The organism is Pseudomonas sp. 1L-E-NC-VB-C3 (genome assembly GCF_057291535.1).
In genome coordinates this window covers 544,401-569,773 of sequence record NZ_JBXAWD010000001.1, presented here as the reverse complement: position 1 = coordinate 569,773, position 25,373 = coordinate 544,401, and the positions used below count along the sequence as shown (strand labels likewise).

The 25,373-nt window shown below is 61.1% G+C and carries 18 protein-coding genes; 9 read left to right on the top strand and 9 right to left on the bottom strand.

Annotated elements, in window-relative coordinates; all coding sequences use genetic code 11:
* On the top strand, nt 1–1,551 hold the full coding sequence (gene pdxR, locus AC0Z5Z_RS02570) for a MocR-like pyridoxine biosynthesis transcription factor PdxR (RefSeq protein WP_485610652.1): 1,551 nt from the start codon (nt 1–3) through the stop codon (nt 1,549–1,551).
* Here pdxR and AC0Z5Z_RS02565 read toward each other — a convergent pair.
* From AC0Z5Z_RS02565 to aspA, 7 genes are all read right to left on the bottom strand, one after another.
* Nucleotides 1,508–6,112: a dermonecrotic toxin domain-containing protein gene (locus AC0Z5Z_RS02565; protein ID WP_485610651.1), complete on the bottom strand. Its 4,605-nt coding sequence runs from the start codon at nt 6,110–6,112 to the stop codon at nt 1,508–1,510. The two genes, pdxR and AC0Z5Z_RS02565, sit on opposite strands and share 44 nt — an antisense overlap.
* 142 nt (nt 6,113–6,254) lie before the next feature.
* A complete protein-coding gene (locus AC0Z5Z_RS02560) occupies nt 6,255–7,349 on the bottom strand; it encodes a polyamine ABC transporter substrate-binding protein (protein WP_252887027.1) in 1,095 nt (364 codons plus the stop codon).
* Nucleotides 7,346–8,371: a histone deacetylase family protein gene (locus AC0Z5Z_RS02555; protein WP_133335582.1), complete on the bottom strand. Its 1,026-nt coding sequence runs from the start codon at nt 8,369–8,371 to the stop codon at nt 7,346–7,348. Before AC0Z5Z_RS02555 ends, AC0Z5Z_RS02560 begins: the two co-directional genes overlap by 4 nt.
* Nucleotides 8,372–8,570: 199 nt before the next feature.
* Nucleotides 8,571–9,563 (bottom strand): AraC family transcriptional regulator, encoded by a 993-nt coding sequence (locus tag AC0Z5Z_RS02550; protein WP_095181211.1) that lies wholly within the window; start codon nt 9,561–9,563, stop codon nt 8,571–8,573.
* Nucleotides 9,564–9,808: 245 nt separating this feature from the next.
* On the bottom strand, nt 9,809–10,813 hold the full coding sequence (locus AC0Z5Z_RS02545; protein WP_258707356.1) for an asparaginase: 1,005 nt from the start codon (nt 10,811–10,813) through the stop codon (nt 9,809–9,811).
* 171 nt (nt 10,814–10,984) lie between these two features.
* Complete coding sequence (locus tag AC0Z5Z_RS02540) at nt 10,985–12,433, bottom strand: alanine/glycine:cation symporter family protein (RefSeq protein WP_016772471.1); 1,449 nt, start codon at nt 12,431–12,433, stop codon at nt 10,985–10,987.
* Nucleotides 12,434–12,917: 484 nt separating this feature from the next.
* Complete coding sequence (gene aspA / locus AC0Z5Z_RS02535) at nt 12,918–14,342, bottom strand: aspartate ammonia-lyase (protein ID WP_016772472.1); 1,425 nt, start codon at nt 14,340–14,342, stop codon at nt 12,918–12,920.
* Nucleotides 14,343–14,522: 180 nt separating this feature from the next.
* On the opposite strand from aspA, the gene AC0Z5Z_RS02530 reads away from it, so the two are divergent.
* The 5 genes from AC0Z5Z_RS02530 to AC0Z5Z_RS02510 all read left to right on the top strand — a co-directional run bounded on the left by AC0Z5Z_RS02530 (nt 14,523) and on the right by AC0Z5Z_RS02510 (nt 18,345).
* Complete coding sequence (locus tag AC0Z5Z_RS02530) at nt 14,523–15,440, top strand: LysR substrate-binding domain-containing protein (protein WP_150742873.1); 918 nt, start codon at nt 14,523–14,525, stop codon at nt 15,438–15,440.
* Between the two features lie 332 nt (nt 15,441–15,772).
* A complete protein-coding gene (gene purE, locus AC0Z5Z_RS02525; protein WP_007920220.1) occupies nt 15,773–16,264 on the top strand; it encodes a 5-(carboxyamino)imidazole ribonucleotide mutase in 492 nt (163 codons plus the stop codon).
* A 10-nt stretch (nt 16,265–16,274) separates the two neighbouring features.
* On the top strand, nt 16,275–17,357 hold the full coding sequence (locus tag AC0Z5Z_RS02520; protein ID WP_041476593.1) for a 5-(carboxyamino)imidazole ribonucleotide synthase: 1,083 nt from the start codon (nt 16,275–16,277) through the stop codon (nt 17,355–17,357).
* Between the two features lie 112 nt (nt 17,358–17,469).
* A complete protein-coding gene (locus AC0Z5Z_RS02515; protein WP_016772475.1) occupies nt 17,470–17,715 on the top strand; it encodes a GlsB/YeaQ/YmgE family stress response membrane protein in 246 nt (81 codons plus the stop codon).
* Nucleotides 17,716–17,808: 93 nt separating this feature from the next.
* Complete coding sequence (locus AC0Z5Z_RS02510; RefSeq protein ID WP_485610650.1) at nt 17,809–18,345, top strand: DUF3299 domain-containing protein; 537 nt, start codon at nt 17,809–17,811, stop codon at nt 18,343–18,345.
* A gap of 214 nt (nt 18,346–18,559) precedes the next feature.
* On the opposite strand, the gene AC0Z5Z_RS02505 is transcribed toward AC0Z5Z_RS02510, so the two are convergent.
* Both AC0Z5Z_RS02505 and AC0Z5Z_RS02500 read right to left on the bottom strand, forming a co-directional pair.
* Nucleotides 18,560–19,459, bottom strand: coding sequence for an aldose epimerase family protein (locus tag AC0Z5Z_RS02505; RefSeq protein ID WP_476250013.1), 900 nt, complete (start codon nt 19,457–19,459; stop codon nt 18,560–18,562).
* Between the two features lie 57 nt (nt 19,460–19,516).
* Entirely contained in the window at nt 19,517–19,921 is a 405-nt protein-coding gene (locus tag AC0Z5Z_RS02500) for an acyl-CoA thioesterase (protein WP_003229628.1), read from the bottom strand.
* A gap of 377 nt (nt 19,922–20,298) precedes the next feature.
* Between AC0Z5Z_RS02500 and AC0Z5Z_RS02495 the strand changes: the two genes are divergently transcribed.
* From AC0Z5Z_RS02495 to AC0Z5Z_RS02485, 3 genes are all read left to right on the top strand, one after another.
* Nucleotides 20,299–21,597 carry an MFS transporter gene (locus AC0Z5Z_RS02495; protein WP_016772479.1) on the top strand — a complete coding sequence of 433 codons (1,299 nt, stop codon included), beginning with the start codon at nt 20,299–20,301 and terminating at the stop codon, nt 21,595–21,597.
* Between the two features lie 234 nt (nt 21,598–21,831).
* Nucleotides 21,832–22,830, top strand: coding sequence for a phosphate ABC transporter substrate-binding protein PstS (locus tag AC0Z5Z_RS02490; protein ID WP_016772480.1), 999 nt, complete (start codon nt 21,832–21,834; stop codon nt 22,828–22,830).
* 252 nt (nt 22,831–23,082) lie between these two features.
* Nucleotides 23,083–25,368, top strand: coding sequence for an ABC transporter permease subunit (locus AC0Z5Z_RS02485; protein ID WP_024014834.1), 2,286 nt, complete (start codon nt 23,083–23,085; stop codon nt 25,366–25,368).
* Nucleotides 25,369–25,373: the final 5 nt, after the last annotated feature.

Here is a 25,373-nt window from a genome sequence, read left to right as displayed (position 1 = left end):
ATGCCCGATCTGCCACCCTTGTCGATGCCTTTCAATCCGGCCGGAATCGAACTCGATCGCCGTCAGGGCCTGAGTCGCCAGCTCTATCAGTCTTTGCGCCTGCGGGTGCTTGATGGACGTCTGGCCAGTGGCACGCGATTGCCGGCCAGCCGTGACCTGGCCTCGGCGCTGGGCATTTCCCGTAACAGCGTGGTGCGCGCCTACGATCAGTTGTATGCCGAGGGCTTTATCGAAGGGCGCGTCGGCGACGGTACTTACGTGGCGCAATTGGCTCAGACAGCCACGTCGAAGAAAAAACTATCCACAAATTCATCCACAGGCTTGTCAACAGGCTTACCCACAGCCTTATCCACAAATTGGCTGGATTTACCTGTGAATTCATCCAGCAAAGTTATCCACAGTGGTGGCTTTTCTCGCATTGAAAAGCACCATTTACCTCGACCACCGAGCGGTCCGCCGCGCGCTTTTCGGGTGGGTGTGCCTGCATTTGATCTGTTCCCGTTCGAGGTCTGGGCCAAGCTGAACGCGGCTTTCTGGCGTAAACCGGATCTGCAGCAGCTGTGTTACGGCGACCCGGCCGGTGATGCGCGACTGCGCAGCATGATCGCTGCCTATTTGCGCAGTTCGCGCGGCATGCAGTGCACGGCTGAGCAAATTGTGATCACCAGTGGCGCACAGCAGGGCATCAGCCTTTGTGCACAGTTGCTGGTCGAGCCGGGGGACGGGGTGGCGATCGAGAATCCGGGCTATCGCGCCGCCGGGCATGCCTTCGCTGTGGCGGGGGCGAAATTGCATGGGGTGGCGGTAGATAGCGACGGGATCGATTGCAGCGCCATGGCCCGGCTCAGCGATTGTCGGGTGGCTTATGTCACGCCGTCTCATCAGTACCCGACCGGAGTGGTGATGAGTCTGGCCCGGCGTCTGGAATTGCTCGCCTGGGCCGAGCGGGTCGGCGGCTGGATCGTCGAAGACGATTACGACGGCGAGTACCGCTACACCGGCGCACCGCTGGCGCCGTTGGCCGCACTTGATCGTCAGGGGCGTGTGCTCTACGTCGGCACCTTCGGAAAGGTCGCTTTTCCGGCATTGCGCCTTGGTTATCTGGTGCTGCCGCCAGCGCTGGTCGACGCGTTTGCGCAACGCCGCGCCGTCGATGTGCGGCATTCGGAGGTCAGCACCCAAGCGGTGATGGCCGAATTCATGGCTGCCGGGCATTTCCAGCGACATATCCGTCGCATGCGCCGGGCTGCGCTGAGCCGGCGCAACTGCCTGCTCGAAGGCTGGCCGATGATCGCCGGTGTCGGTCAGTTGCCCGCCGTGTCGGCCGGGCTGCACCTGACCGTCGCCGTGGACAGCATCGCGCGCGAGCAGCAATTGATCGCTCAGGCCGCTGATGTCGATGTCGAAATCAACGGCCTGAGCAGCTACTGGTTACCCGACTCGACTACGCCCATGGATCAGCGCGCCGGCCTGGTGCTGGGTTTTGCCGCCGTACCAGAGCCTGCGATCAAAGCGGCGCTGTCGCGTCTGCGGCAGGCTTGGCAAGATTGAAGAACAGCGTTTCGGCGCTGCGACTGGAAATTTCGCTGCGATGGATTTCAATCAGCCTCTGATTATCCACACCCGTTATTTCGGCGACGCCCCCCATGCGGTGCTGAGCGAGCGTTTTCATATGTCCACGCACAAATGCACCAACGGGCGCGTCGACGCTGCTGTAATGGAAATGCGCATAGCAGAGGACCTTGTCGGTATGCGCATCACGAATCTGATACTCGTCGAGAAAATCGTTTTGATGGCGCCTCAGACGCCGTCGGGTCAGGGTTTTCGAGATGTTCACTTCGCCCTTGTCCTTGAGCCACTCGACCCCGGCAGCTGTTGGCAGTTGTTGCTTGACCAGGCGGATTCGCGTGCTGGTGCCTTTTTGCTCCAGTGTCGTAGCCGCAGCGTCGAGCTTGTGGTTGAGCTCTTCGGACGGTTCATGCAGAGCAGCGGTGAGGTTACTCGCCGTTAACGCTTCATCGATCGCCGCACAGGCTTTGCGCAATAGGGTGGCGTGGTTGTGGTATTCCTCTTCGACCTCCACTGGAATGCGCGAGCCGCGTTTGAGACGCGCCTCGATGCGCCGATGAAACGCCGCCAGCCCGTCGATCAATGCCTGCCCTTCGCTGATGCTCTTGTTGAGGTTGGGCCGGGCTTTAGGCAACGGTGCAGGCCGTGCACTCTGCTCGACCCAGATACCTGGCGATTCCTCCTTGAATGTCGCGATCACTCTCGTCAGCGCCGTACCGACTTCGACCAGATCGGTGTTCTTGCCGTCGAGGCTTTTTTTCCGCTGGCCGACCAGGGTGCCCTTGTTGCGTGTCTTGATGATCTGCCGATTCGAAGCTGACGTTGCGGGTCTCGACGGACCGGCTTGCGGCACCAGTAGATGCCGGTAGCGCAACAGATCGGCGAGTCGATTGTCGGCGCTTTCCTTGAATGCGGCCACGCGCGCCTGCAATTGCCTGAGTCGTTCCGTGTGTATGTGTTCGGAATATTCACTCGCCAGGTCATCGAAACGCTTGTCCACGGAAGCGAACTGTTCGCTCACCTGACTCAGGGCGTCGATGCGTATGCGCAGATCACTGAGGCTTTCATCGGCGCTCAGGTCCCGCGAACTCTGAACGTTCAGCGCAGCATCTTCGAACAGACTGGCCAGCGCTTGTTGCGCCTCGACATGAGCGGTGGAATCGCCGGGCTTGATGCAGGTGTACTGGCCGAGACTGATCTGCAGAGTCTTCAGATCATCCAGCGGGTAGGGCGCCAGGCTGATGTTGTATTTCTGCTTTATCTCCAGGCCATCAGGTCCCAGCCTGGTCAGTTCATCCAGGCAGGCTTCAGCCGACTCCATTTTCTCGATAATGGTTTGAGTGGCATCGTTCAACTGTTCGAACGCAGAGGTGACCGCCTGCGATTCGCCGCGCAGTTCGTCGTCCAGTATCGCCTGCACCCTCAGTACGCGTTGCTGGTAATCCGAAGCGTTATTACTGAGCCACTCCTGCCCCAGAAACAACTGCATGTCCAACCGCTCCGGCATGACCGTGCGGTAGTTGGGAATCGATTGCTTGCAGTTGAGTGTCTTGATCAGCTGAATGTTCGCGGCATATTCGTTGTGCTGTGAATCGAGCGTGGCGAGGTACTGCGCAAGCGCTTGTTCGCGTGCCTGCGCAGGGGCATCGCGAAGGCTGTTGCGTTCGGTATCGAGAAGGCTGCCTTTGCTCTCCATCGTCAAATCGAACGCGGTGATCTGCTCGGACAATACGGCCACCTCCTGGTTTTTTTTGCCTTGCGCCACCTTGCGCCCGTCCTCCAGCCCGCCTCCGCGCAGGCGCAAACGCAGATCTATCACCCATTGGCCATTGGCGGTATAGGCAAGCCTGGGCCCGGCTGGTCGGGTGGGCTGACGCGTATCGACGATGTGCACATCGCCATGCACGTTGCGCGCGACTTCGAACCAGCGCTCACCGACCCGGGCGTACCATTTGTCTGCGTGGGCGTAGAGGTCTCGGTACGCGCCTTCCCGGGTGGCTGCGCCAAGGGCTTTGGGCTTGCCGACCTCGAACCCGTCCAACAGCGTGGCGAGTGCCGTCGGGGATCGCTTCAGCGCCGTGATGCTGTCGATCGATGTGCCATGGAATTGGGTCAATTGCGGGCCGGTGATATCGGGCTGGCGCAGCGCTTTGACGATTCTGGCGGCAGGTCTGGTCGTCGCTGCGTCCTCTTCGAGCTCCGTGGCCACGGGTGTCGATGGCGCATCGCCCACCGCCGCACGGTGGGCGAGCACCATGCCCAGCGCCAGGAGAATATCGGCGATGGCCGTCCAGGCGATCTTCCCCGATTGCTCGTTGGCGCCGTCGGTGATTTCCTGCAGATCATCCATGATCTGCCAGATCCACGCCGCTGTGCCTACGCTGCGGCCCAGGAACGGCAGCGCGGCATTGAGCATCACCCAGCCGCCCTGTTTCAGCGAGGCCCAGCGTGCTTCTGCATCGGAGACCGACTGCCGGTCGGCTTGAGTGACAAGCGCCTTGACGTTGCGTTCGTGCAGGGTTGCGAGGACATCGCTGGCGATCACCTGAGTGCCCAGCGCGACCGCGCCTGACATATCCAGCGCAGTGGTCGGATTGATCATCAGTTGCGGGATCGTCCACACCGACGGCAGCCTGGCGGTGAAGACGAACTGGCTGTAATTGAAGCGCACATCGTCCGGCAACCAGGCCAGTACCGAGTCACGCAAATGTCGCGAATGCTGGATCGCAAAAAGCAGATTCGCGGGCCCCGGATATTGCAGCAGAGTCTTGTCGAACAGCGGTCGATACAGCACGCACGGTCCTTTGTCGGCATCGCGCGGGCCTATGACATACATGTTGTCGACAGTGTCTGCGGTGGAGCGGCTGCGATGAGCGACGAAGGCCAATGGGCGAATGACGATTTCCTCGCCATCGACGTAGCGTTCCGCGCCAGTCGTGGCGAATGCGGCGACCACGTATCGATAACCCGATTCATCGAGGCCGGCTCTACCCCGGATCTTGTGCTGCAACGCCAGCAATGGCAGCTCAATGCGCAGCTGACTGGTGTAGAGCCCTTGCAACAGCGGCGCTTGCACGGGGTCGTCTAGCAGCATGGCCTTGAGATGCGCCGGGTAGGTCTTGCCGATGTCGACCGTGCTGACCAGTTTTTCCAGAAAAGTCGCGCTCATCCACTCGGGTACCGGGCTGCCATCCTTGTACCGCACAGTCTTGTTGCCCAACGGCAGGCCTGCGAGGTTTTGCAGGGCAAGCTCGGTCAGCGTCCATGTCTGAGCCTGAGTATTTCCCGGCAATACAAACGTGCCCCAGACCACGAGACTGGTGATGGTGATTTCGATGTTGTCGATGTTCACGTCTTTGGCGCCGGGCTGCTCCTTGAGAATCTGTTTGATCAGCGCTGCACGAGTGAACGCCTGCAGGCTGGTGATTTCGCTTTGAAAGGATTTGCCGTTGTTTTCGTGCTGCAGCGTTGTCAGATCCAGCAGGTGCCGGCTGTAACGCGTCTGATCCATGGGCAGTGCGTCGTTCAGCCAGTCCGGAAGCATCGGCTGCAAACGCTCGAAGTGCGCTTCGAGGCGCGGTGTCGGTTGAGCCGGTTTGCCGGCCGTGCCGGTATGCGGATAGACGCGTTTACCAGGGGAATCCTGAAAAAAACTGATTTCGCCCAAGGCATCTGCTTCCATGGAAATCAGCGTGCACGCCTGCTGGTCGAAGAAATTGCCCTGGGGTTCGACCAGCCGCCACTTGAGATCTTCGCCCGAGACGCTTGCGCCATATATCCGCAGCAGAGCCTCGCCGAGTTCCTCCAGTGAGTCGAAACGCTGAAAGCCCTGGGTGACCGCGTGGGTGAGAATCAACTTGCGGTCTGCGATTGTGCCGATCACTACTGCGGCATCGACCAGGGTCAAGTGCGATGGCTTGTCGGAGCTACCGCGATCGAGGTCAATCAGATATGCCTTTGCCGAGTACGGGGCGGGGGCCAGGCGTTGTTGCGGGTCGGGCTGTTTGAAAATCGCCCGGGCCATGGCGATCTCGTCAGCGTCCCAGCCGACGCTGGCATCGACGTTCCACAGGTTGCGCAGTGCCTCGGACAATTGCTGCCAGCGCGGTTGCCCGGGGTAGGTGAACTCGTCCCAGTATTCGACGTGCTGCTCCTTGTAGGCGATGAACAGCAGTGGCGCCAGTTCGTTGAGCAACAGGCCGATGGCATCGATCTTTACCGGCAGATGCGCGGGTGCGGGCATGCCGGGTTGCAGGGTCAGATAATGCTCGCCATCAAGGTACGTCACCGTGGTGCCGGACAGGCCGAGCCGCACCAGGGCGTTGGTCAGCGATCCAGCCTGATACCCATCGGGTACGACTCGACCATCCACAATAGCCCAGGTGGGTTGCACGACCATCGCCAGACGCGGGTCTATGTCGAGATTCGGATACAGCGTCTTGAGGGCATCGCGCAGCGTTTTTGAAGCGACTTCCTGCAGTGAGGGGCCAGTAACCAGCTGAGTCACGATATCGACGGCACTGGCTTTGGGAATGGCGGTCATGGTGGTTTCCTGCTCTGTCGGGACGCCGCAAGGGCGGCGGAGCAGGGCAAGTTAAAAGGCGCAACAGCGACCCGTGCGGTAGATAAAGCTGCCAGGCAAAAAAAAGACCCGCCGAGGCGGGTCTTGAGCAAACGAGCCGGTTTCAGGTCCCGGACTTGATTTTCGTCCACGCTCGCGTGCGTGCGCGTTCGGCATCCCGAGGCAGCGGCTGCAAGGTGTAGAGCGTGCTCATTGCCGCGTCGGTCGGGTACAGGTTCGGGTTGTTGCGAATGGCTGGATCGACCAGGCCGGTGGCGTCTTTGTTCGGGTTCGGATAGCCGACAAAATCGCTGACCGGGGCAATCACCGCCGGTTGCAGCAGATAGTTGATGAAGGTGTAGGCGTCCTCGGTGTTCTTCGCGCCCTTGGGAATGGCGAGCATGTCGAACCAGATCGGCGCGCCTTCTTTGGGCAAGCGCATTTCCACCACCACGCCGTTTTTCGCTTCCTTGGCGCGGTTGGCCGCTTGCGAGAAGCTGCCGGAATAACCGACGGCCACGCAGATGTCGCCGTTGGCGATGTCGGCCATGTACTTGGACGAATGGAAGTAGGTCACGTAAGGACGAATCTTCATCAGCAGCGCTTCGGCCTTGGCGTAATCCGCCGGCTTCTTGCTGTTGGGGTCCAGGCCCAGGTGTTGCAGGGCCAGCGGCAGAATCTCCGACGGCGAGTCGAGCAGGGCGACGCCGCACTGCTTGAGCTTGCTGATGTTCTCTTCCTTGAAGATCAGGTCCCAACTGTCTACCGGCGCGTTATCGCCCAGGGCTGCTTTGATCTTGGTGGGGTTGAAGCCGATCAGAATGGTGCCGTACATGTACGGCACGGCAAATTTGTTTCCAGGATCATTGGCTTCGATCAGCTTCATCAGCTTCGGATCGAGATGATTCCAGTTCGGCAACTTGCTGCGATCAAGCGGCTGGAACACTCCAGCCTCGATCTGCTTGGCGAGGAACACGTTGGACGGCACCACCACGTCATAGCCGGAGTTGCCGGTGAGCAGCTTGGCCTCGAGCGCTTCGTTGGTGTCGAAGATGTCGTAGATCAGTTTGGTCTGGCTGTTCTGTGCCTTGAAGTCGTCCAGCGCCTTGGGCGTGATGTAGTCGAACCAGTTATAGACGCGCAGCGTGCGTTCTTCGGCGTGGGCGCCAGCGCTTAGCAGGGCCGCGCACAGCGCCGAGGCGATCAGTCGCTTTTTCATTGTTCAAAACCTTCCAGCACGTTCACTGCGTTGATGCCGATTTCCTCCACCGCGTAGCCACCTTCCATGACGAACAGGGTCGGCTTGCCGAGGGCGGCGATGCGCTTGCCCATGGCCAGGTAATCCGGGCTGTCGAGTTTGAACTGCGAGATAGGGTCGTCCTTGAACGTGTCGACCCCGAGGGAGACGACGATGATGTCCGCGCCATAGCGATCGATCTCGTCGCAGGCCTGATCCAGCGCCGCGCTCCAGACATCCCAGCCGGAACCGGCCGGCAGCGGATAGTTGAAATTGAAGCCTTCACCGGCACCTTCGCCGCGCTCGTCGTCGTAGCCGAGGAAGAACGGAAACTCCGCTTCCGGGTGGCCGTGGATCGAAGTGAACAGGACGTCGCTGCGTTCGTAGAAAATCGACTGAGTGCCGTTGCCATGGTGGTAGTCGACGTCAAGGATCGCGACTTTCTTGTGGCCCTGATCGAGAAAGGCCTGAGCGGCGATGGCGGCGTTGTTGAGGTAGCAATAACCGCCCATCAAGTCGCTGGCGGCATGGTGCCCCGGCGGACGGCACAGGGCGAAAGCCGCGCGTGCGCCACGCTGGATTTCTGCCTGCGCGGTAAGCGCCACTTGCGCCGCGCTATAGGCCGCTTGCCAGGTGCCGGCGGTAATCGGCGCGCCGCCGTCGAAGCTGTAATAACCGAGCTGGCCGTGCAGGCTGGTCGGTTTGATCGCACGCAAGGTCCGCGCCGGCCAGGTGTAGGGCAGCAGGTCGCCGTCGGTGTTGAACTCGGTCCAGCGTTGCCATGCACCTTTGAAAAATTCCAGATAGTCGCGGCTGTGAATGCGCGCGATCGGCTCCAGGCCGAAATCCTTCGGCGCTTCGACCGCACCGAGGTTTTGCTTCTGCACGCGTTGCAGCACATGGTCGGCACGCGACGGCATTTCGAAGCACGGCTTGAGCTGGCCATCGATGAGTTCGCAGCGGCCATGGTGCAAGTGGTGATCGTCTGAGTAGATCGTCAGCATTTGTTGTTCTCCGCAAGGCTGATTCGGTGGCTTTCAGTGTTGCGGCGCAGTTTGAATCGGAGAATGTCGGGAGCGGCCAAAAGGGGATCGATATGGCCAAAACCTCTGACCGCAATTCGCCCCTCACAACCAAAGATCGCAGCCTTCGGCAGCTCACCGATCCCTGTAGGAGCTGCCGAAGGCTGCGATCTTTTGATCTTCAGGATCTGAACTGACTCGGCGCCACGCCACTCCAGCGCACAAATGCATGACGGAAACTCGCGGTCTCGCTGAAGCCCAGCGTCTCGGCGATCCGATAGATCGGCAACTGGTCCTCACACAACATCTGCTTGGCCCGTTCGAAGCGCAGTTCATCGAGCAGTTCCTGATAGCTGCTGCCCATGTCTTTCAAATGCCGGCGCAGGGTGCGCGGTGAGCACTTCATTTGCTGCGCGAGCCCCTCGAGCCCCGGCGCGGCATTCAATTGTGCGCTGAGCAACTGACGAATCCGCCCCAGCCAGGCCTGACGTCCAGTGAACTCAAGATTCTGCTTGCGGCAACGTTCGGCCATGGCCTGATGAGTGATCGCGTCGGCCAGCGGCAGCGGCTGATCGAGCCAGTGGCGGTCGAAGGCGAAGGCGTTGTCTTTGGCCGAGAAGTGCAGTGGCGAGTTAAAGGGTTCGGCGTAGCTGTCGCGGTAGTCCGGCGCTGCATGTTCGAAGCGCGTGGCGCGCAGCGGCAGGGAATGGCCGAGCAAGTCGTCGCAGATGACTTTCAGGGACACCAGACAGAATTCGGCGTTGAACACCGCCATCGCCGCGCTTTCACGGTAATCAGCAGCGACGAACCAGACCTGCTCGCCATCGTCTTCCAGGCTCAGTTCGAACAACGTGCCCAACAGCGCCGGATAACGGATTGCCAGACGCAAAGCGTCACCGAAGGTGGCACAGGTCAGCAGGGCGTAACCGAGCATGCCGTAACAGGACACGTGCATGCGCCGGCCCAATTCGAGACCGATGTCACGCTTGAGCGCGACCGCGTTGGTGCAGACCTGCATCTCTTGATGGGTGGTGATGCGCGTATCGGCACGCTGCAGATCCGCTGCCACGATGCCGCTGCCGGCCAGTAACGCCTCGCTCGACAGGCCTTCGGCCTTGAACGTGTTGAGGATCAGCGAGACCGCGTTGAGGGTGGTGAGGTGGGAGTGGAGCATGGGATCTTCCAGCCTTGAGGTGGCTGGAACGCAGCAAGTTGCATGCCGCAGGCCCTCACCCCAGCCCTCTCCCAGAGGGAGAGGGGGCCGAACGGGGGATATTGCAGAACTACACCGACGTGAGACACCGCCGCCGAATCCATAATCGACACTGTTTATCAGGTCGGTGTATAGCGCAAGACAACAGGGTCAGTTCCCTCTCCCTCTGGGAGAGGGTTAGGGTGAGGGGCAATCCAGCGCCGTGCTCAGATCAACTCACCACACAAATCCAGTTCGATCAATCGTCGCACTTCAGCCGTTTCCAGCCCGGCCCCCAGCAAGCCATGCAACTTGCCGAACGCCGCCTCGCGGGTCATGCCGCCACCGGACAACACGCCCACCCCACGCAAGCGGCTGCCAGCCTCGTAGACATCCAGCTCTACCCCGCCTTCATGGCATTGCGTCACTGCCACCACCACCACGCCGTTATCCCGTGCACGGCCAAGGCTGGCGAGGAACTCGGGGTTATCGCTCGGCCCGGTCCCGCTGCCGTAGCATTCCAGCACCAGACCTTGAATGCCGCTGTCGAGCAGGCCGTCGAGGACTTCGGCACTGATGCCGGGAAACAGCGGCAACACCGCGACTTTCGCCAGTTGCTTCGGCTGGTTGTAGTTCAGCGCGCCTGGAATCGAAGGCGCCTTCACACCACCGCCCTGACGCTCCAGGCGTTTGAACGGATGGCGGCCGAAGCTGCGCACTTTCGCGCAGCGGGTCGGTGCCAGCAGTTCGCCGTGGAAGTACAGGTGCACGCCTGGCGCCAGGCCCTGGCCGAGGGCGACCAGCGCGCCGCCGAGGTTTTCCCAGGCATCACTGTCGGTCACGCCCGCCGGCAGCATCGAACCGGTGAAACACACGCGGGCATGCAGGCCGAGCAACTGAAAACTCATCGCCGCCGCGCTGTAGGCCAGGGTGTCGGTGCCGTGCAGAATCAGCACGCTGTCGCAGCCTTGCACGTCCACGGCATTGACCACCGCTTCGCGCAGTTGCTGCCAGTAGGCCGGGGTCATGTTGGCGCTGTCGATCAGCGGCGACATTTCCCGAAATTGCCACTGCGGCACTACCAGCTCAGGCTGACTGTGCAGGTAGTCGCGCATCCGCGCTTCGAAACCGGACGCCGGGGCCAGACCGTTGGCGCTGGCCTGCATGCCGATGGTGCCACCGGTGTAGAGCACCATGACGTGTTGAGCGGCGGGATAGGTCGACGAGCTCATAGGATTCTCCGAAACGATGAGGGCCCTGTGGGAGCGAGCCTGCTCGCGAAAGCGGCGTGTCATTCAACAATGATGTTGGCTGAAAGTCCGCCATCGCGAGCAGGCTCACTCCTACAAGTTATTGCATCACAATAACTGACGGGCGCAGGGGATGCGCCCGTCATTCACCTGTCAGCGTTGCGCTGCAGGTACGCCTTGCGGCGCAGTTTCGGTCTGGCCCGCCGCTGCTGGCGGGTTCACCGGCCAGGCGTTGCGATCCAGATCCAGATCGGCGAATTTGCTCGAATCAAACACTGGCTGTTTGACGCCGGCGCGACGCTGCTCATCGTAGTCGCGCATCACCCGCAGGCCGACCTTGAACAGCATGGCCAGGGCCACCAGGTTGACGAAGGCCAGGCAGGTCATGGTGATGTCGGCGAAGGCGAACACCGTCGTCAGGTCCTGCATCGAACCCCATACCACCAGCGCCAGCACCAGGCCGCGGAACAGCATCAGCAGGGCGCGGTTGCGGCTGAGGAACTGCAAGCTGTTCTCGCCCAGGTAGTAGTTGTAGAGGATGCAGGTGAAGACGAACAGCGACAGCGCAACGCTGACGAACATGCGACCCCAGTCACCGACCACCGCAGCCAGCGAGTTCTGGGTCAGGACGATACCGTCACCTTCGAAACCCGGGGTGTAGAAGCCCGACAGCAGGATCAGCAGCGCGGTGCAGGTGCAGATCACGAAGGTGTCGAGGAATACGCTGAAAGCCTGGACCACGCCCTGCGCGCCCGGGTGCTTGACGGCGGCCACGGCCGCGACGTTCGGCGCACTGCCCAGGCCCGCTTCGTTGGCGAACACGCCACGCTTCACGCCCATGACAATGGCGCTGCCGAGCAGGCCGGCAAAGGCCGGGTCGAGGCCGAAGGCGCTCTTGAAGATGGTTTCCAGCATGGCCGGCACGTGTTCGATCTGGGTGCCGATCACGTACAGGGTCACGCCGATGTAGGCCAGGGTCTTGATCGGTACCAGCAGGTCGGAGACCGAAGCGATGCGCTTGATCCCGCCGATAAAGGTGATGGCCAGCAGCACCGCCAGGACGATACCGGTGTGTTGCGGGTTGAAGTCAAAGGCGTTCTGCAGCGAGTGGGTCACGGTGTAGGACTGCAGGCCGATGAAGGCGAAGCCGTAGGTGACCAGCAGCAGAACGGAGAACACTATCGCCATGCCTTTGAGCTTGAGCCCGTGCTGGATGTAGTAGGCCGGACCGCCACGGTACAGGCCGTCGCCATCCGCGCGCTTGTAGACCTGGGCCAGGGTGCACTCGAAGAAGCTGCTGGACATGCCGACCAGTGCGGTCACCCACATCCAGAACACCGCACCCGGACCACCGAGAGTTACGGCGATGCCGACACCGGCGATGTTGCCTGCACCGACGCGGCCGGCGAGGCTGAGCATCAAGGCCTGGAACGAGCTGAGTTGCCCGGCGCTGCCTTTGAGGCTGTCGCGGAACACCGCGAACATGTGGAAGAAATGACGCAGTTGAACGAAACGCGAGCGAATCGTGAAGTAACTACCGAGCCCGACAATGAGCACGATCAGTACTTTCCCTGAGAGGAAGTCGTTGATGACTTCGAGCATGGATTTATCCTCGCTGTTTTTTGTGGGTGCAAATGCTGGATCGGAGAAACATCGTGTTACACCGGCCTGCGCGCGGCACGACGGGTGAGGCGAAGGTTTCGTCCCGGATCCATATCGCGGGTTTTGTTATTAGTTCGGGTTTCGCATGGGTTATGGCCTCGTTACCGACGACCGCTCACGCGAAGAGGGGCGGCACTATACCGATCAGTGGCGCGCCCGTCTGCACGGTAGTGGTGCAAGCGACGAAACGAGGTTGCTGCAAATCAAAAGATCGCAGCCTTCGGCAGCTCCTACAGGTGCACGTCAATCCTGTAGGAGCTGCCGAAGGCTGCGATCTTGGCGGTATCGAATACACAAAGCATCTAACGTCCTGCCCGCAAAGAAGTTAAAAAAAAGGGCTCGGGGACAAAATCCCCAAGCCCTCAAAAGGTGAGAGGTGTCTAGTCCCTCGACCTGGTGAGCGGTGCTACAAGTTCGCGTCGGCTCAGGCTTTGAGCGGAACCAGACGCGGGGCAATCATGTTTTCCGGGCGCAGGATGTCGGCGAGCATGGCTTCGTCGAGCAGACCTTCTTCGCGCACCAGTTCCAGCACGCCGCGGCCGCTTTCGAGAGCGATACGGGCGATGCGGGTGGCGTTTTTGTAGCCGATGTACGGGTTCAGTGCGGTGACCAGACCGATCGAGTGCTCGACCAGTTCACGGCAGCGCGCTTCGTTGGCGGTGATGCCGACGATGCAGTGCTCGCGCAGCATGTCCATGGCACGTTGCAGCAGGCGGATCGAGTCGAGGATCTTGAAAGCGATCAGCGGCTCCATCACGTTCAGTTGCAGCTGGCCGCCTTCGGCTGCCATGGTCAGCGCCAGATCGTTACCGATGACCTGGAACGCGACTTGGTTCACGGCTTCCGGGATCACCGGGTTGACCTTGCCGGGCATGATCGAGCTGCCTGGCTGACGCGCTGGCAGGTTGATTTCATTGATGCCGGTGCGTGGGCCGCTGGACAGCAGGCGCAGGTCGTTGCAGATCTTCGACAACTTGACCGCGGTGCGCTTGAGCATGCCGGAGAACAGCACGAACGCGCCCATGTCGGAGGTCGCTTCGATCAGGTCGGCGGCCGGTACCAGCGGTTGCCCGCTGATCAAAGCCAGACGTTGAACAGCCAGTGCCTGATAACGCGGGTCGGCGTTGATGCCGGTGCCGATCGCGGTGCCGCCCAGGTTGACTTCGGTCAGTAGCTCCGGGGCCAGCGTCTTCAGACGCGCGAGGTCTTCGCCCATGGTGGTGGCGAAGGCACGGAATTCCTGGCCGAGGGTCATCGGCACGGCGTCTTGCAGCTGGGTACGGCCCATTTTCAGGACGTGGTCGAACTCTTTGCCCTTGGCCGCGAAGGCCTGAATCAGGCTGTCGAGACTGGCCAGCAGCGCGTCGTGACCCAGCAGCAGACCCAGGCGGATCGCCGTCGGGTAGGCGTCGTTGGTCGACTGCGCCATGTTCACGTCGTCGTTCGGGTGCAGGTACTGGTACTCGCCTTTCTCGTGGCCCATCGCTTCCAGAGCAATGTTGGCGATCACTTCGTTGGCGTTCATGTTGGTGGAGGTGCCGGCGCCACCTTGAATCATGTCGACCACGAACTCTTCGTGGTAATCGCCGCGGATCAATCGCGCACAGGCTTCGCTGATGGCAGCGTGCTTGGCTTCGCTCAGGTGACCCAGCTCGCGGTTGGCGTCAGCGGCGGCCTGTTTGACCATCGCCAGGCCCACAACCAGTTTCGGGTAATGCGAAATCGGAACGCCCGAGAGGCGGAAGTTATTCACCGCTCGCAGGGTCTGGATGCCGTAATACGCATGGGCCGGTACTTCGAGGGCGCCAAGCAGGTCGGTTTCTGTGCGGAAAGATGCAGCGGAGGACATGATAGAAATCATCTCGATAAGGACCCGGTCTGTGCCGGAACGCTGCGAATGCTAGGCTTGTGGGGATTTTTGGGCCAATGCTGTTCAGCACTGCCCTATGCACATTCGGCATAATGCCCGTGTGACGCCGCCTGTGCGGCAGACGTGTGACCTGTTTTGGTGCGTGTCCGGGAGGACGTGATGAATCTGGAAAGCAAATGGCTCGAGGACTTCAGTGCCCTGGCCGCCACCCGCAGCTTCTCTCAGGCGGCCGAACGGCGCTTCGTGACCCAGCCGGCATTCAGTCGGCGGATCCGCAGCCTCGAAGCGGCGCTGGGGCTGACTCTGGTCAATCGCTCGCGCACGCCGGTCGAACTGACGGCGGCGGGGCAGTTGTTTCTGGTGACTGCGCGCACCGTGGTCGAACAACTCGGTGAAGTGCTGCGCCACCTGCATCATCTGGAAGGCGGGCAGGGCGAGGTCATGCAAGTCGCAGCGGCGCACTCGCTGGCGCTGGGCTTTTTCCCGCGCTGGATCGCCCAGTTGCGCAACGAAGGGCTGAACATCGCCACACGGCTGGTGGCGACCAACGTTGGCGACGCCGTGCACGCTTTGCGTGAAGGTGGCTGCGATCTGATGCTGGCGTTCTACGACCCGGATTCGGCGATGCAGATGGACCCGGAGATTTTCCCGTCGCTGCACTTGGGCCAGACCGAAATGCTGCCGGTGTGCGCGGCAGATCTGGATGGCAAACCGCTGTTCGATCTGGAAGGCGAGGCGAGTGTGCCGTTGCTGGCTTACAGCGCCGGGGCGTTTCTTGGGCGTTCGGTGAACGGCTTGCTGCGCCAGCGCCAGTTGCGTTTCACCACGATCTACGAAACCGCGATGGCCGACAGCCTGAAAAGCATGGCCCTGGAAGGCCTCGGCATTGCCTGGGTGCCGCAACTGAGCGTACGCGCCGAACTGGCTCGCGGTGAACTGGTGGTGTGCGGCGGCCCGCAGTGGCATGTGCCGCTGGAGATTCGTTTGTACCGCTGCGCCTTGGTGCGCAAGGCCAACGTGCGGTTGCTGTGGCGCAAGCTTGAAGGCGGCGCTGCGCAAGGTACAACCGGAACCTGAGGTGAACGAAACACCCTGTGGGAGCTGGCTTGCCAGCGATTGCGGTGGTTCAGTCACCTTCTCTTTTTACTGATGCGACGCCATCGCTGGCAAGCCAGCTCCCACAGGGATCCGGAGATGTCTCGGTGCTGACCTTTAAGTCAATAAAACCGGGCGTTTCGCTCATTTGACAGATGGTCGTTTCGGGGGCTGTTTATTGCTTTCTTTGCGGTATACTGCGCGGCCTTCGGCCGGCACGTCCGGCCATTTTTCGTACAATCAAGCCACGCAACCTGCGTGGCTTGTTGTTTTATGACGCGCCTGCGGGCGCTCCAGAGAGAAGAGGCGCGACGATGAGTGCACTGGTTGGCGTGATCATGGGCTCCAAGTCCGATTGGTCCACCCTTAGCCACACCGCCGATATGCTGGAAAAGCTCGGCATCCCGTACGAGGTCAAGGTGGTTTCCGCCCACCGCACCCCGGATCTGCTGTTCCAGTACGCCGAAGAGGCTGAAAGCCGCGGCATTGAGGTGATCATCGCCGGTGCCGGTGGCGCAGCCCACTTGCCAGGCATGTGTGCGGCCAAGACCCACCTGCCGGTGCTGGGCGTGCCGGTGCAGTCGGCCATGCTCTCGGGCGTCGATTCGCTGCTGTCGATCGTGCAGATGCCTGCGGGCATTCCGGTTGCCACCCTGGCTATCGGCAAGGCCGGCGCAATCAACGCCGCCCTGCTCTCGGCGAGCATCCTCGGCGCCAAGCACCCGCAGTTCCACGCGGTACTGAAAACCTTCCGTGCCGAGCAGACAGACAGCGTCCTGGACAATCCAGACCCACGTATTGCCTGAGGTTGTTGAGATGAAGATCGGTGTAATCGGTGGCGGCCAGTTGGGTCGCATGTTGGCCCTGGCGGGCACTCCGCTGGGCATGAACTTCGCTTTTCTCGACCCTGCGCCGGACGCCTGTGCGGCCGCGCTGGGCGAACACCTGCGGGCCGATTACGGCGATCAGGATCATCTGCGCCAACTGGCCGATGAAGTCGATCTGGTGACCTTCGAATTCGAAAGCGTCCCGGCCGAAACCGTGGCGTTTCTTTCGCAATTCGTGCCGGTCTACCCGAGCGCCGAAGCCCTGCGCATTGCTCGTGACCGCTGGTTCGAAAAGAGCATGTTCAAAGACCTCGGCATTCCGACCCCGGCCTTCGCCGACATCCAGTCGCAAGCCGACCTGGATGCCGCCGTCGCTTCCATCGGTCTGCCGGCCGTGCTGAAAACCCGCACCCTGGGTTATGACGGCAAGGGTCAGAAAGTCCTGCGCAAACCGGAAGACGTGGCCGGTACGTTCGCCGAACTGGGCAGCGTTGCCTGCCTGCTGGAAGGCTTCGTGCCATTCACCGGCGAAGTGTCGCTGATCGCGGTGCGTGCCCGCGATGGTGAAACGAAGTTCTATCCGCTGGTGCACAACACCCACGACAGCGGCATTCTCAAGCTGTCGGTTGCCAGCACCGATCACCCGTTGCAGGCGCTGGCGGAAGATTATTCCAGTCGCGTGCTCAAGCACCTCGACTACGTCGGCGTGATGGCTTTCGAGTTCTTCGAAGTCGACGGTGGCCTCAAAGCCAATGAAATCGCCCCGCGCGTGCACAACTCCGGGCACTGGACCACCGAAGGCGCCGAGTGCAGCCAGTTCGAAAACCACCTGCGCGCCGTGGCCGGCCTGCCGCTGGGTTCGACCGCCAAGGTCGGCGAGAGCGCGATGCTCAACTTCATCGGCGTAGTGCCGCCGGTGGAAAAAGTCATCGCCATCGAAGACTGCCACCTGCATCACTACGGCAAAGCTTTCAAGGCCGGACGCAAGGTCGGCCACGCCAACCTGCGCTGCGCCGACATGGCCACGCTGCAAGCGCAGATCATCAAGGTCGAAGCGCTGATCGCCGAGTAAAAACGCTTTCATGTGGCAGCGGCGGAACCATTCAGGGGCCGCTGTTCTCTCATGGCAGGATGCGAAACACTGGCTAGTCTTTCGCATATCTTCCAAATCAGAGGGAAATGCCATGGGAATTATCGGAACCATCTTTATCGGCTTGATCGTCGGCCTGCTGGCTCGGTTCCTGAAACCGGGCGATGACAGCATGGGCTGGATCATGACCATCCTGCTCGGTATCGGCGGTTCGCTGGCGGCCACCTACGGCGGCCAGGCTCTGGGCATCTATCAGGCGGGCGAGGGCGCGGGTTTCCTCGGCGCACTGGTCGGCGCTGTGGTGTTGCTGGTGATCTACGGTCTGATCAAAAAGAACTGATCGAAAGCGACAAAGCCCTCTCGGCCAGCGCGGCCGGGAGGGCTAGAATGCGCGGCGACTCACCGTCCATTCCTTTGCCTGCCGAGCACCTTCATGCGCCGTCTTCTGTTGACTCTCCTCTTGCTGGCCAGCTATCTCGCCCACGCCGGCGAACTGCCGGAAACCGACTGGCTGGAACTGATGCCCAAGTCGGATCAAAAGGCCCTCGAGGCCATGCCGGAAATCGACCACAACTCTCCCGAAGCCACCGGCACCTTCACCGAGAAGGGCGGGATGAAGCAGGCCAAAGGTCTGCCAGCGGTGATGTATTCGACGAAAACCGTAGCGTCAATGAACGACAAGCACATCCGCATCGGTGGTTACCCGGTGCCGCTTGAGTCGGATGCCAAGGGCCGCAGCACGCTGTTCTTCCTTGTGCCGTATCCGGGCGCCTGCATCCACGTACCGCCACCACCGCCGAATCAACTGGTGCTGGTGCGATATCCGAAAGGGTTGAAGCTGGAGGACATCTACACACCGCTTTGGGTGACCGGCACGCTTAAAATCGAAAAGGTCAGTAATGACCTGGCGGATGCAGCGTATGCGCTGGAGGCGGAGAAGGTGCGGGTGGTGCAGGAAGCTGACCTCTAAAGCGCGCCGCGCATAAATTTGGGAGCGAGCCTTTGTGGTGAGGGGATTTATCTGTGGTGAAGGGATTTATCTGTGGCGAGGGGATTTATCCCCGCTGGACTGCGCAGCAGGCCCCAGCTTTTGATTTAAAAAAAAAGCGGGGGCCGCTTCGCGACCCAGCGGGGATAAATCCCCTCGCCACGGGGCTCTTTGCCCTTTTGTATTGCGCTAGAGCTTAGAGCGGCGTAGCGGCCACGCTAACACCCATCGTATGGCGCGCACCCGGCGCCAGGGTCACCAGATCATCCATCACATTCGCCGTTTCGATGCACAGCATGCGTTGCCAGCCATCGTTGTCCATGTCCGGCAGTGCGGCGGCGCGGTCGATCCATGGGTTCCAGATCACCGCCGTGCGCGAGCCGGTGGAGATCAGCACGATGCGTCGTTCCCAGGTCGGATCAACGATGCTCAATTGCGGCGGAACGTCGAGGTAGATGCGGTCGGTCTCGCCGGCGAAATGCAGATCGCCGCTCTGGCTGGCCGTGTTCCAGTCATCCAGGGTCTCGATATAATTCAGCCCGGCCACGCCGTCGACATGCACATTACGCACGTCACTCACGGCGAAATAGGTGTGCAGCGCCTGACTCAGCGTGACGGTGTCAGTACCACGGTTATGACTGGTCAGGCTGTAATGCAGTTGATCCGCCAGATGCAGGGTCAGGGTCAGATCGACCTCGTGGGGCCAGCCCGGCAAACCTCCTTCGGGGTAGGGCAGCTTGAACTCGACCTTGATGCCGTCAGCCTCTGATTCGATGTTGCCCAATTCCCAGTCCATCGCCCGCACCAGACCGTGCGCGGGGGCCGGTTGCGCGCCGGTGTACATGGCCTGCACGCTGCTCGGGTTGCGTTCGAATTTGCCGAACCACGGCCAGCACACCGGCACGCCGGCGCGGATGCTTTTGCCGGTCTTGAACTCGGCCTTGTCGTTGAGCCAGATGATCGGCGGCTGGCCGTCGATCTGATAACTGAGGATGTGCGCGCCTTGCTGGGCCACCAGCACTTCGGCCTTGCCGTGGCGGATGCGCCAGCAGTTCAGTTCATCCTGTTTCACGGCTTCAACGTTGGGCGTGTTCATGGGCAACTCTCGATCAGACACTGGGGACGACTATCGACCGCAAAACGGTCGCGAGGTTTAACGCGCGCGTGGCGGCACCGAACGGGTGCGACCGCTGCCGTCGATGGCGACGAAAACGAAAACCGCTTCGGTGACCTTGCGCCATTCGCTGGAGAGTGGGTCATCGCTCCACACTTCGACCATCATCTGGATCGAGCTGCGGCCGATTTCCAGGGTCTGGGTATAAAAGGACAACTGCGCGCCGACCGCGACCGGGACGAGGAACGCCATGCGGTCGATGGCGACAGTGGCAACGCGGCCACCGGCCACCCGGCTGGCCATGGCGGTGCCGGCCAGATCCATCTGCGCGACCAGCCAGCCGCCGAAAATATCGCCAAAGCCGTTGGTTTCGCGGGGAAGTGCGGTGATTTGCAGGGCCAGGTCGCCCTGTGGGATCGGATCTTCTTGTTCGAGCTCTATCATGCCGAGGGGCCTCTGACCCATGACTCTTCGTGGGTATTGCGAGTGGTAGCCGTCTTCAAGAAAAACGATTCAACACCGAACACACTGCGTTCGTCACGTTTTCCATCAGGCGCCTAAAGGGAAACTCTGCGAAAAAGGCTAAATCCCGAGCAAAGGACGGGCCAACAACGTTTTCGCACAGCAACCTCTTACAAATCCTGCGCAGGTGGCGAGTATATCGGTCGATAGACCCCGCGACGACCACCCGGTTCTGATTTCGACCGTCAATTACGCGCCTCTATGTGCTTTTTCGAACAATTTGCTATGGTGCCGAACCTGTCCAAGCCACCGCCAGCGTTGTTGTGGCGACAGATTCGACTATAAGAGAAGCCCTTGCCATGACCACAGCGCCTTCGAGCCTCGCGCAGCCCGAGCAACCCGCACGACCGTTGACCCGCAATGACTACAAGACTCTGTCGCTGTCCGCCCTCGGCGGGGCGCTGGAGTTCTACGATTTCATCATCTTCGTTTTCTTCGCCACCGTCGTCGGCAAGCTGTTCTTCCCGGCCGACATGCCCGAGTGGCTGCGCTTGATGCAGACCTTCGGCATCTTCGCCGCCGGCTATCTGGCGCGTCCTTTGGGCGGCATCGTCATGGCGCACTTCGGTGACCTGCTGGGGCGCAAGAAGATGTTCACCCTGAGCATTTTCATGATGGCGGTGCCAACGCTGATCATGGGCCTGCTGCCGACCTACGCGCAGATCGGTATCTGGGCGCCGATCCTGTTGCTGCTGATGCGGGTGATCCAGGGCGCCGCTATTGGCGGTGAGGTGCCGGGGGCGTGGGTCTTCGTTTCCGAACACGTACCGCAAAAGCACATCGGTTATGCCTGCGGCACGCTCACCAGCGGGCTGACTGCCGGCATCCTCCTCGGCTCGCTGGTCGCCACTGCGATCAACAGCATTTATACGCCAGCCGAAGTGTCGGATTACGCCTGGCGGATCCCGTTCCTGCTCGGCGGCGTCTTCGGCCTGTTCTCGGTGTACCTGCGCCGCTGGCTGCACGAGACACCGGTGTTCGCCGAACTGCAATTGCGCAAGGCACTGGCCGAAGAAGTGCCGTTGCGCGCGGTGCTGCGTGACCATCGCGGCGCCATCGCGATTTCGATGCTGCTGACCTGGCTGCTCTCGGCTGGCGTCGTCGTAGTGATCCTGATGACCCCGACCGTGCTGCAAACGGTCTACCACTTCTCGCCGACCACGGCGCTGCAGGCCAACAGCCTGGCCATCGTCTTCCTCAGCCTCGGCTGCATTGGCGCTGGCGCGCTGGCCGATCGCTTCGGCGCCGGTCGCGTCTTTGTCTTTGGCTGCCTCGGTCTGCTGATCAGCTCCTGGACCTTCTACCACAGCCTCGCCGACCACCCGGACTGGTTGTTCCCGCTGTACGCATTGACCGGCTTGCTGGTCGGCACCATCGGCGCGGTGCCGTACGTGATGGTCAAAGCGTTCCCGCCGGTGGTTCGCTTCAGTGGCCTGTCGTTCTCGTACAACGTCGCGTACGCGATCTTCGGTGGCCTGACGCCAATGGTGGTCAGTCTGCTGCTGAAGGAAAGCGCGATGGGGCCTGCCTACTATGTGGCAGTGCTGTGCGGGATGGGGATTCTGGTAGGCGCCTGGCTCTGGAAGAAGGGGCGCTAAAGCCCAGGATCTACTCCACCAATACCGGCCACTTCGCGAGCAGGCTCGCTCCCACAGTTGGAATGCATTTCAATTGTGGGAGCGAGCCTGCTCGCGAATGGGGACGCCACAAATCATCCAGCAAAACCCGATGCTGGCCTTTCATCCAATTGTCATATTTCAGCCATAGAGTGTTCACATGGCCTGCTGATACTTGGCCCCGACTTAACACACCCTATCTGCTAGGAGTAAGGCATGAAACTGAAGCGTTTGATGGCGGCAATGACTTTTGTCGCTGCTGGCGTTGCGACTGCCAACGCGTTCGCCGCTGTTGACCCTGCTATCCCGAGCTACACCAAGACCACTGGTGTGTCGGGCAACCTGTCCAGCGTCGGTTCCGATACCCTGGCCAACCTCATGACCCTGTGGGCTGAGAACTACAAAAAAGAATACCCGAACGTCAACATCCAGATTCAGGCTGCCGGTTCTTCCACCGCGCCACCTGCGCTCACCGAAGGCACCGCCAACCTGGGCCCGATGAGCCGCAAGATGAAGGACAACGAACTGCAGGCTTTCGAGCAGAAGTACGGCTACAAGCCGACTGCGATCCCGGTTGCCGTGGATGCCCTGGCCGTGTTCGTGCACAAGGACAACCCGATCAAGCACCTGACCATGGCTCAGGTCGATGCGATCTTCTCCTCGACGCGCCTGTGCGGTGCCAAAGCTGACGTCAAGACCTGGGGTGACCTGGGCGTGACCGGTGACCTGGCCAACAAGCCGGTCCAGCTGTTCGGCCGTAACTCGGTGTCCGGCACCTACGGCTACTTCAAGGAAGAAGCCCTGTGCAAAGGTGACTACAAGCCAAACGTCAACGAACAACCAGGTTCGGCGTCGGTGGTGCAGTCGATCAGCAGCTCGCTTAACGGCGTCGGCTACTCGGGCATCGGCTACAAAACTGCCAGCGTGAAAACTGTAGCCCTGGCCAAGAAAGAAGGCGGCGAGTTCATCGAAGACACCGAAGAAAACGCCCTGAACGGCAAGTATCCGCTGTCGCGCTTCCTCTACGTTTACGTCAACAAAGCCCCGAACAAGCCTCTGGCCCCGCTGGAAGCCGAGTTCGTGAAGCTGGTGCTGTCGAAGCAGGGCCAGGAAGTGGTAGTGAAAGACGGCTACATCCCGCTGCCAGCCAAGGTTGCTGCCAAAGCACTGGCTGACCTCGGTCTGCAAGAAGGCGGCGCTGTCGCCAAGAAGTAACACCGCAGATCCGGGGCAACCCCCCGGACCTGCTGGAACCGTGTAGGAGCTGACGAGTGAAACGAGGCTGCGATCTTTTGATCTGGCCTCTGATCGCAAGATCAAAAGATCGCAGCCTCGGTTCCCTCGACAGCTCCTGCACAGTTTTCACAACCTCGAATTCTCGACTCCGCTGCCGGACTTCCGGCTGGCGGATTTGCTGCGTCACTGCACTGTCATCTTTCTGTCATACAGGATCGCTAGGGTGTGCGCATGAATGATCTGGCCAATTCCCCAATGACTACGTCTTCCCCTCCCAAGCGCATTGATTTCAATACGCCTGAGCTGCAACGCAAGCGCCGCATCCGCGCGCTCAAGGATCGCTTCACCCGTTGGTACGTCCTCGTCGGCGGCCTGGCGGTGCTCGCGGCCATCACCCTGATCTTCTTCTTCCTCGCCTACGTCGTTGCGCCACTGTTTCAAGGCGCCGACCTGACCGCGAAAGACTCGATCACCCCGGCCTGGATGCAGGACGCGGGCAAGCCGCTGATGATCTCGCTCGAAGAGCAGAATCAGGTGGCCATGCGTGTATCCGACAAGGGCCAGGCGCTGTTCTTCGATCTCGACAGTGGCGCTGAATTGAGGCGTGTCGATCTGCCGCTGCCTGCGGGCGCCACTGTGACGTCTATTGGCGAAGACCAGCCGGGTCATCCGCTGGTGGCCGTGGGTCTGTCCAACGGTCAGGCGCTGGTGTTCCGTCATACCTATAAAGTCAGCTACCCCGATGGCAAGAAAACCATCAGCCCGGCCATCGAATATCCCTATGGCGAGGCGCCAATTGCGCTGAACGAAAGCGGCGGCGCGCTGGAGCATGTCAGCCTCAATGCCACCGATTCGACCCTGATGCTGGTCGGCTCCACTGGCTCGCAACTCAATGTGCTGTCGCTGACCAGCGAAGAAAACATGATGACCGGCGAAGTCACCAACGAGCAGACGCGCATCGATCTGCCGCAGATGACCGAGCCGGTGAAAAACATCTTCGTCGACCCGCGCCAGCAGTGGCTGTACGTGGTCAACGGTCGTGCTCAGGCCGACGTGTTCAGCCTGCGCGACAAGAGCCTCAACGGGCGCTACAAACTGCTGGAAAATGCCGACGCCCAAGTCACCGCCACCGCGCAGCTGGTCGGCGGTATCTCGCTGATCGTCGGCGATTCCAAGGGCGGTCTGGCCCAGTGGTTCATGGCTCGCGATACCGATGGCGAGCAGCGTCTGAAGCAGATCCGCACCTTCCAGATGGGCACCACGCCGATCGTTGAAATCGCTGCCGAAGAGCGCCGCAAAGGCTTCCTCGCCCTCGATGCCAGCGGCAAGCTCGGCGTGTTCCACAGCACCGCACACCGCACGTTGCTGGTCGATCAGGTGGTTGAAGGCCAGGGCCTGTTCGGTCTGTCGCCGCGCGCCAACCGAGTGATCGTCGAAGCCGGCGGCAAGCTGCAGCCGTTGCTGCTCGACAACCCGCACCCGGAAGTATCGTGGAGCGCGCTGTGGAGCAAGGTCTGGTACGAGAACTACGACGAGCCTAAATACGTCTGGCAGTCGACCGCCGCCAACACCGATTTCGAACCGAAACTGAGCCTGTCGCCGCTGACCTTCGGCACTCTGAAGGCCGCGTTCTACGCCATGCTGCTGGCCGCGCCACTGGCCGTCGCCGCTGCGATCTACACCGCGTACTTCATGGCCCCGGGCATGCGCCGCAAGGTCAAACCGGTGATCGAACTGATGGAAGCGATGCCGACGGTGATCCTCGGTTTCTTCGCCGGTCTGTTCTTGGCTCCATATGTAGAAGGGCATCTGCCGGGCATCTTCAGCCTGCTGATGTTGCTGCCGATCGGCATTCTGGTCGCCGGTTTCACCTTCAGCCGCCTGCCTGAATCGATCCGCCTGAAAGTCCCGGACGGCTGGGAAAGTGCGCTGCTGATTCCGGTGATCCTGTTTGTGGGCTGGCTCTCGCTGTACATGAGCCCGTTCATGGAGAACTGGTTCTTCGGCGGCGACATGCGCATGTGGATCTCCCATGACCTGGGCATCACTTACGACCAGCGCAACGCTCTGGTGGTCGGTCTGGCCATGGGTTTCGCGGTGATCCCGAACATCTACTCGATCGCCGAAGACGCCGTGTTCAGTGTGCCGCGCGGCCTGACCCTGGGTTCGCTGGCCCTGGGTGCGACGCCATGGCAGACCATGACCCGCGTGGTGATCCTGACCGCAAGCCCGGGCATCTTCTCGGCGCTGATGATCGGCATGGGCCGTGCGGTCGGCGAAACCATGATCGTGCTGATGGCCACCGGCAACACCCCGGTCATGGAGATGAACCTGTTCGAAGGCCTGCGCACCCTGGCCGCCAACGTCGCGGTGGAAATGCCCGAGTCGGAAGTCGGCGGCAGCCACTACCGCGTGCTGTTCCTCTCGGCGCTGGTGCTGCTGCTGTTCACCTTCGTCATGAACACCCTGGCAGAACTGATTCGTCAGCGTCTGCGCAAGAAATACTCGTCGCTTTAAGCAAA

Excerpts from the sequence above, each read along its gene's own strand:
- AC0Z5Z_RS02515 (WP_016772475.1), top strand. The coding sequence starts at position 17,470 with ATGGGAATTATCGGAACCATCTTTATCGGCTTGATCGTCGGCCTGCTG.
- aspA (WP_016772472.1), bottom strand. The coding sequence starts at position 14,342 with ATGTCCTCCGCTGCATCTTTCCGCACAGAAACCGACCTGCTTGGCGCC.
- purE (WP_007920220.1), top strand. The coding sequence starts at position 15,773 with ATGAGTGCACTGGTTGGCGTGATCATGGGCTCCAAGTCCGATTGGTCC.
- AC0Z5Z_RS02530 (WP_150742873.1), top strand. The coding sequence starts at position 14,523 with ATGAATCTGGAAAGCAAATGGCTCGAGGACTTCAGTGCCCTGGCCGCC.
- AC0Z5Z_RS02545 (WP_258707356.1), bottom strand. The coding sequence starts at position 10,813 with ATGAGCTCGTCGACCTATCCCGCCGCTCAACACGTCATGGTGCTCTAC.
- AC0Z5Z_RS02510 (WP_485610650.1), top strand. The coding sequence starts at position 17,809 with ATGCGCCGTCTTCTGTTGACTCTCCTCTTGCTGGCCAGCTATCTCGCC.
- AC0Z5Z_RS02555 (WP_133335582.1), bottom strand. The coding sequence starts at position 8,371 with ATGCTGACGATCTACTCAGACGATCACCACTTGCACCATGGCCGCTGC.
- AC0Z5Z_RS02495 (WP_016772479.1), top strand. The coding sequence starts at position 20,299 with ATGACCACAGCGCCTTCGAGCCTCGCGCAGCCCGAGCAACCCGCACGA.
- AC0Z5Z_RS02490 (WP_016772480.1), top strand. The coding sequence starts at position 21,832 with ATGAAACTGAAGCGTTTGATGGCGGCAATGACTTTTGTCGCTGCTGGC.
- AC0Z5Z_RS02540 (WP_016772471.1), bottom strand. The coding sequence starts at position 12,433 with ATGCTCGAAGTCATCAACGACTTCCTCTCAGGGAAAGTACTGATCGTG.
- AC0Z5Z_RS02505 (WP_476250013.1), bottom strand. The coding sequence starts at position 19,459 with ATGAACACGCCCAACGTTGAAGCCGTGAAACAGGATGAACTGAACTGC.
- AC0Z5Z_RS02565 (WP_485610651.1), bottom strand. The coding sequence starts at position 6,112 with ATGACCGCCATTCCCAAAGCCAGTGCCGTCGATATCGTGACTCAGCTG.
- AC0Z5Z_RS02520 (WP_041476593.1), top strand. The coding sequence starts at position 16,275 with ATGAAGATCGGTGTAATCGGTGGCGGCCAGTTGGGTCGCATGTTGGCC.
- AC0Z5Z_RS02560 (WP_252887027.1), bottom strand. The coding sequence starts at position 7,349 with ATGAAAAAGCGACTGATCGCCTCGGCGCTGTGCGCGGCCCTGCTAAGC.
- pdxR (WP_485610652.1), top strand. The coding sequence starts at position 1 with ATGCCCGATCTGCCACCCTTGTCGATGCCTTTCAATCCGGCCGGAATC.
- AC0Z5Z_RS02550 (WP_095181211.1), bottom strand. The coding sequence starts at position 9,563 with ATGCTCCACTCCCACCTCACCACCCTCAACGCGGTCTCGCTGATCCTC.
- AC0Z5Z_RS02500 (WP_003229628.1), bottom strand. The coding sequence starts at position 19,921 with ATGATAGAGCTCGAACAAGAAGATCCGATCCCACAGGGCGACCTGGCC.
- AC0Z5Z_RS02485 (WP_024014834.1), top strand. The coding sequence starts at position 23,083 with ATGAATGATCTGGCCAATTCCCCAATGACTACGTCTTCCCCTCCCAAG.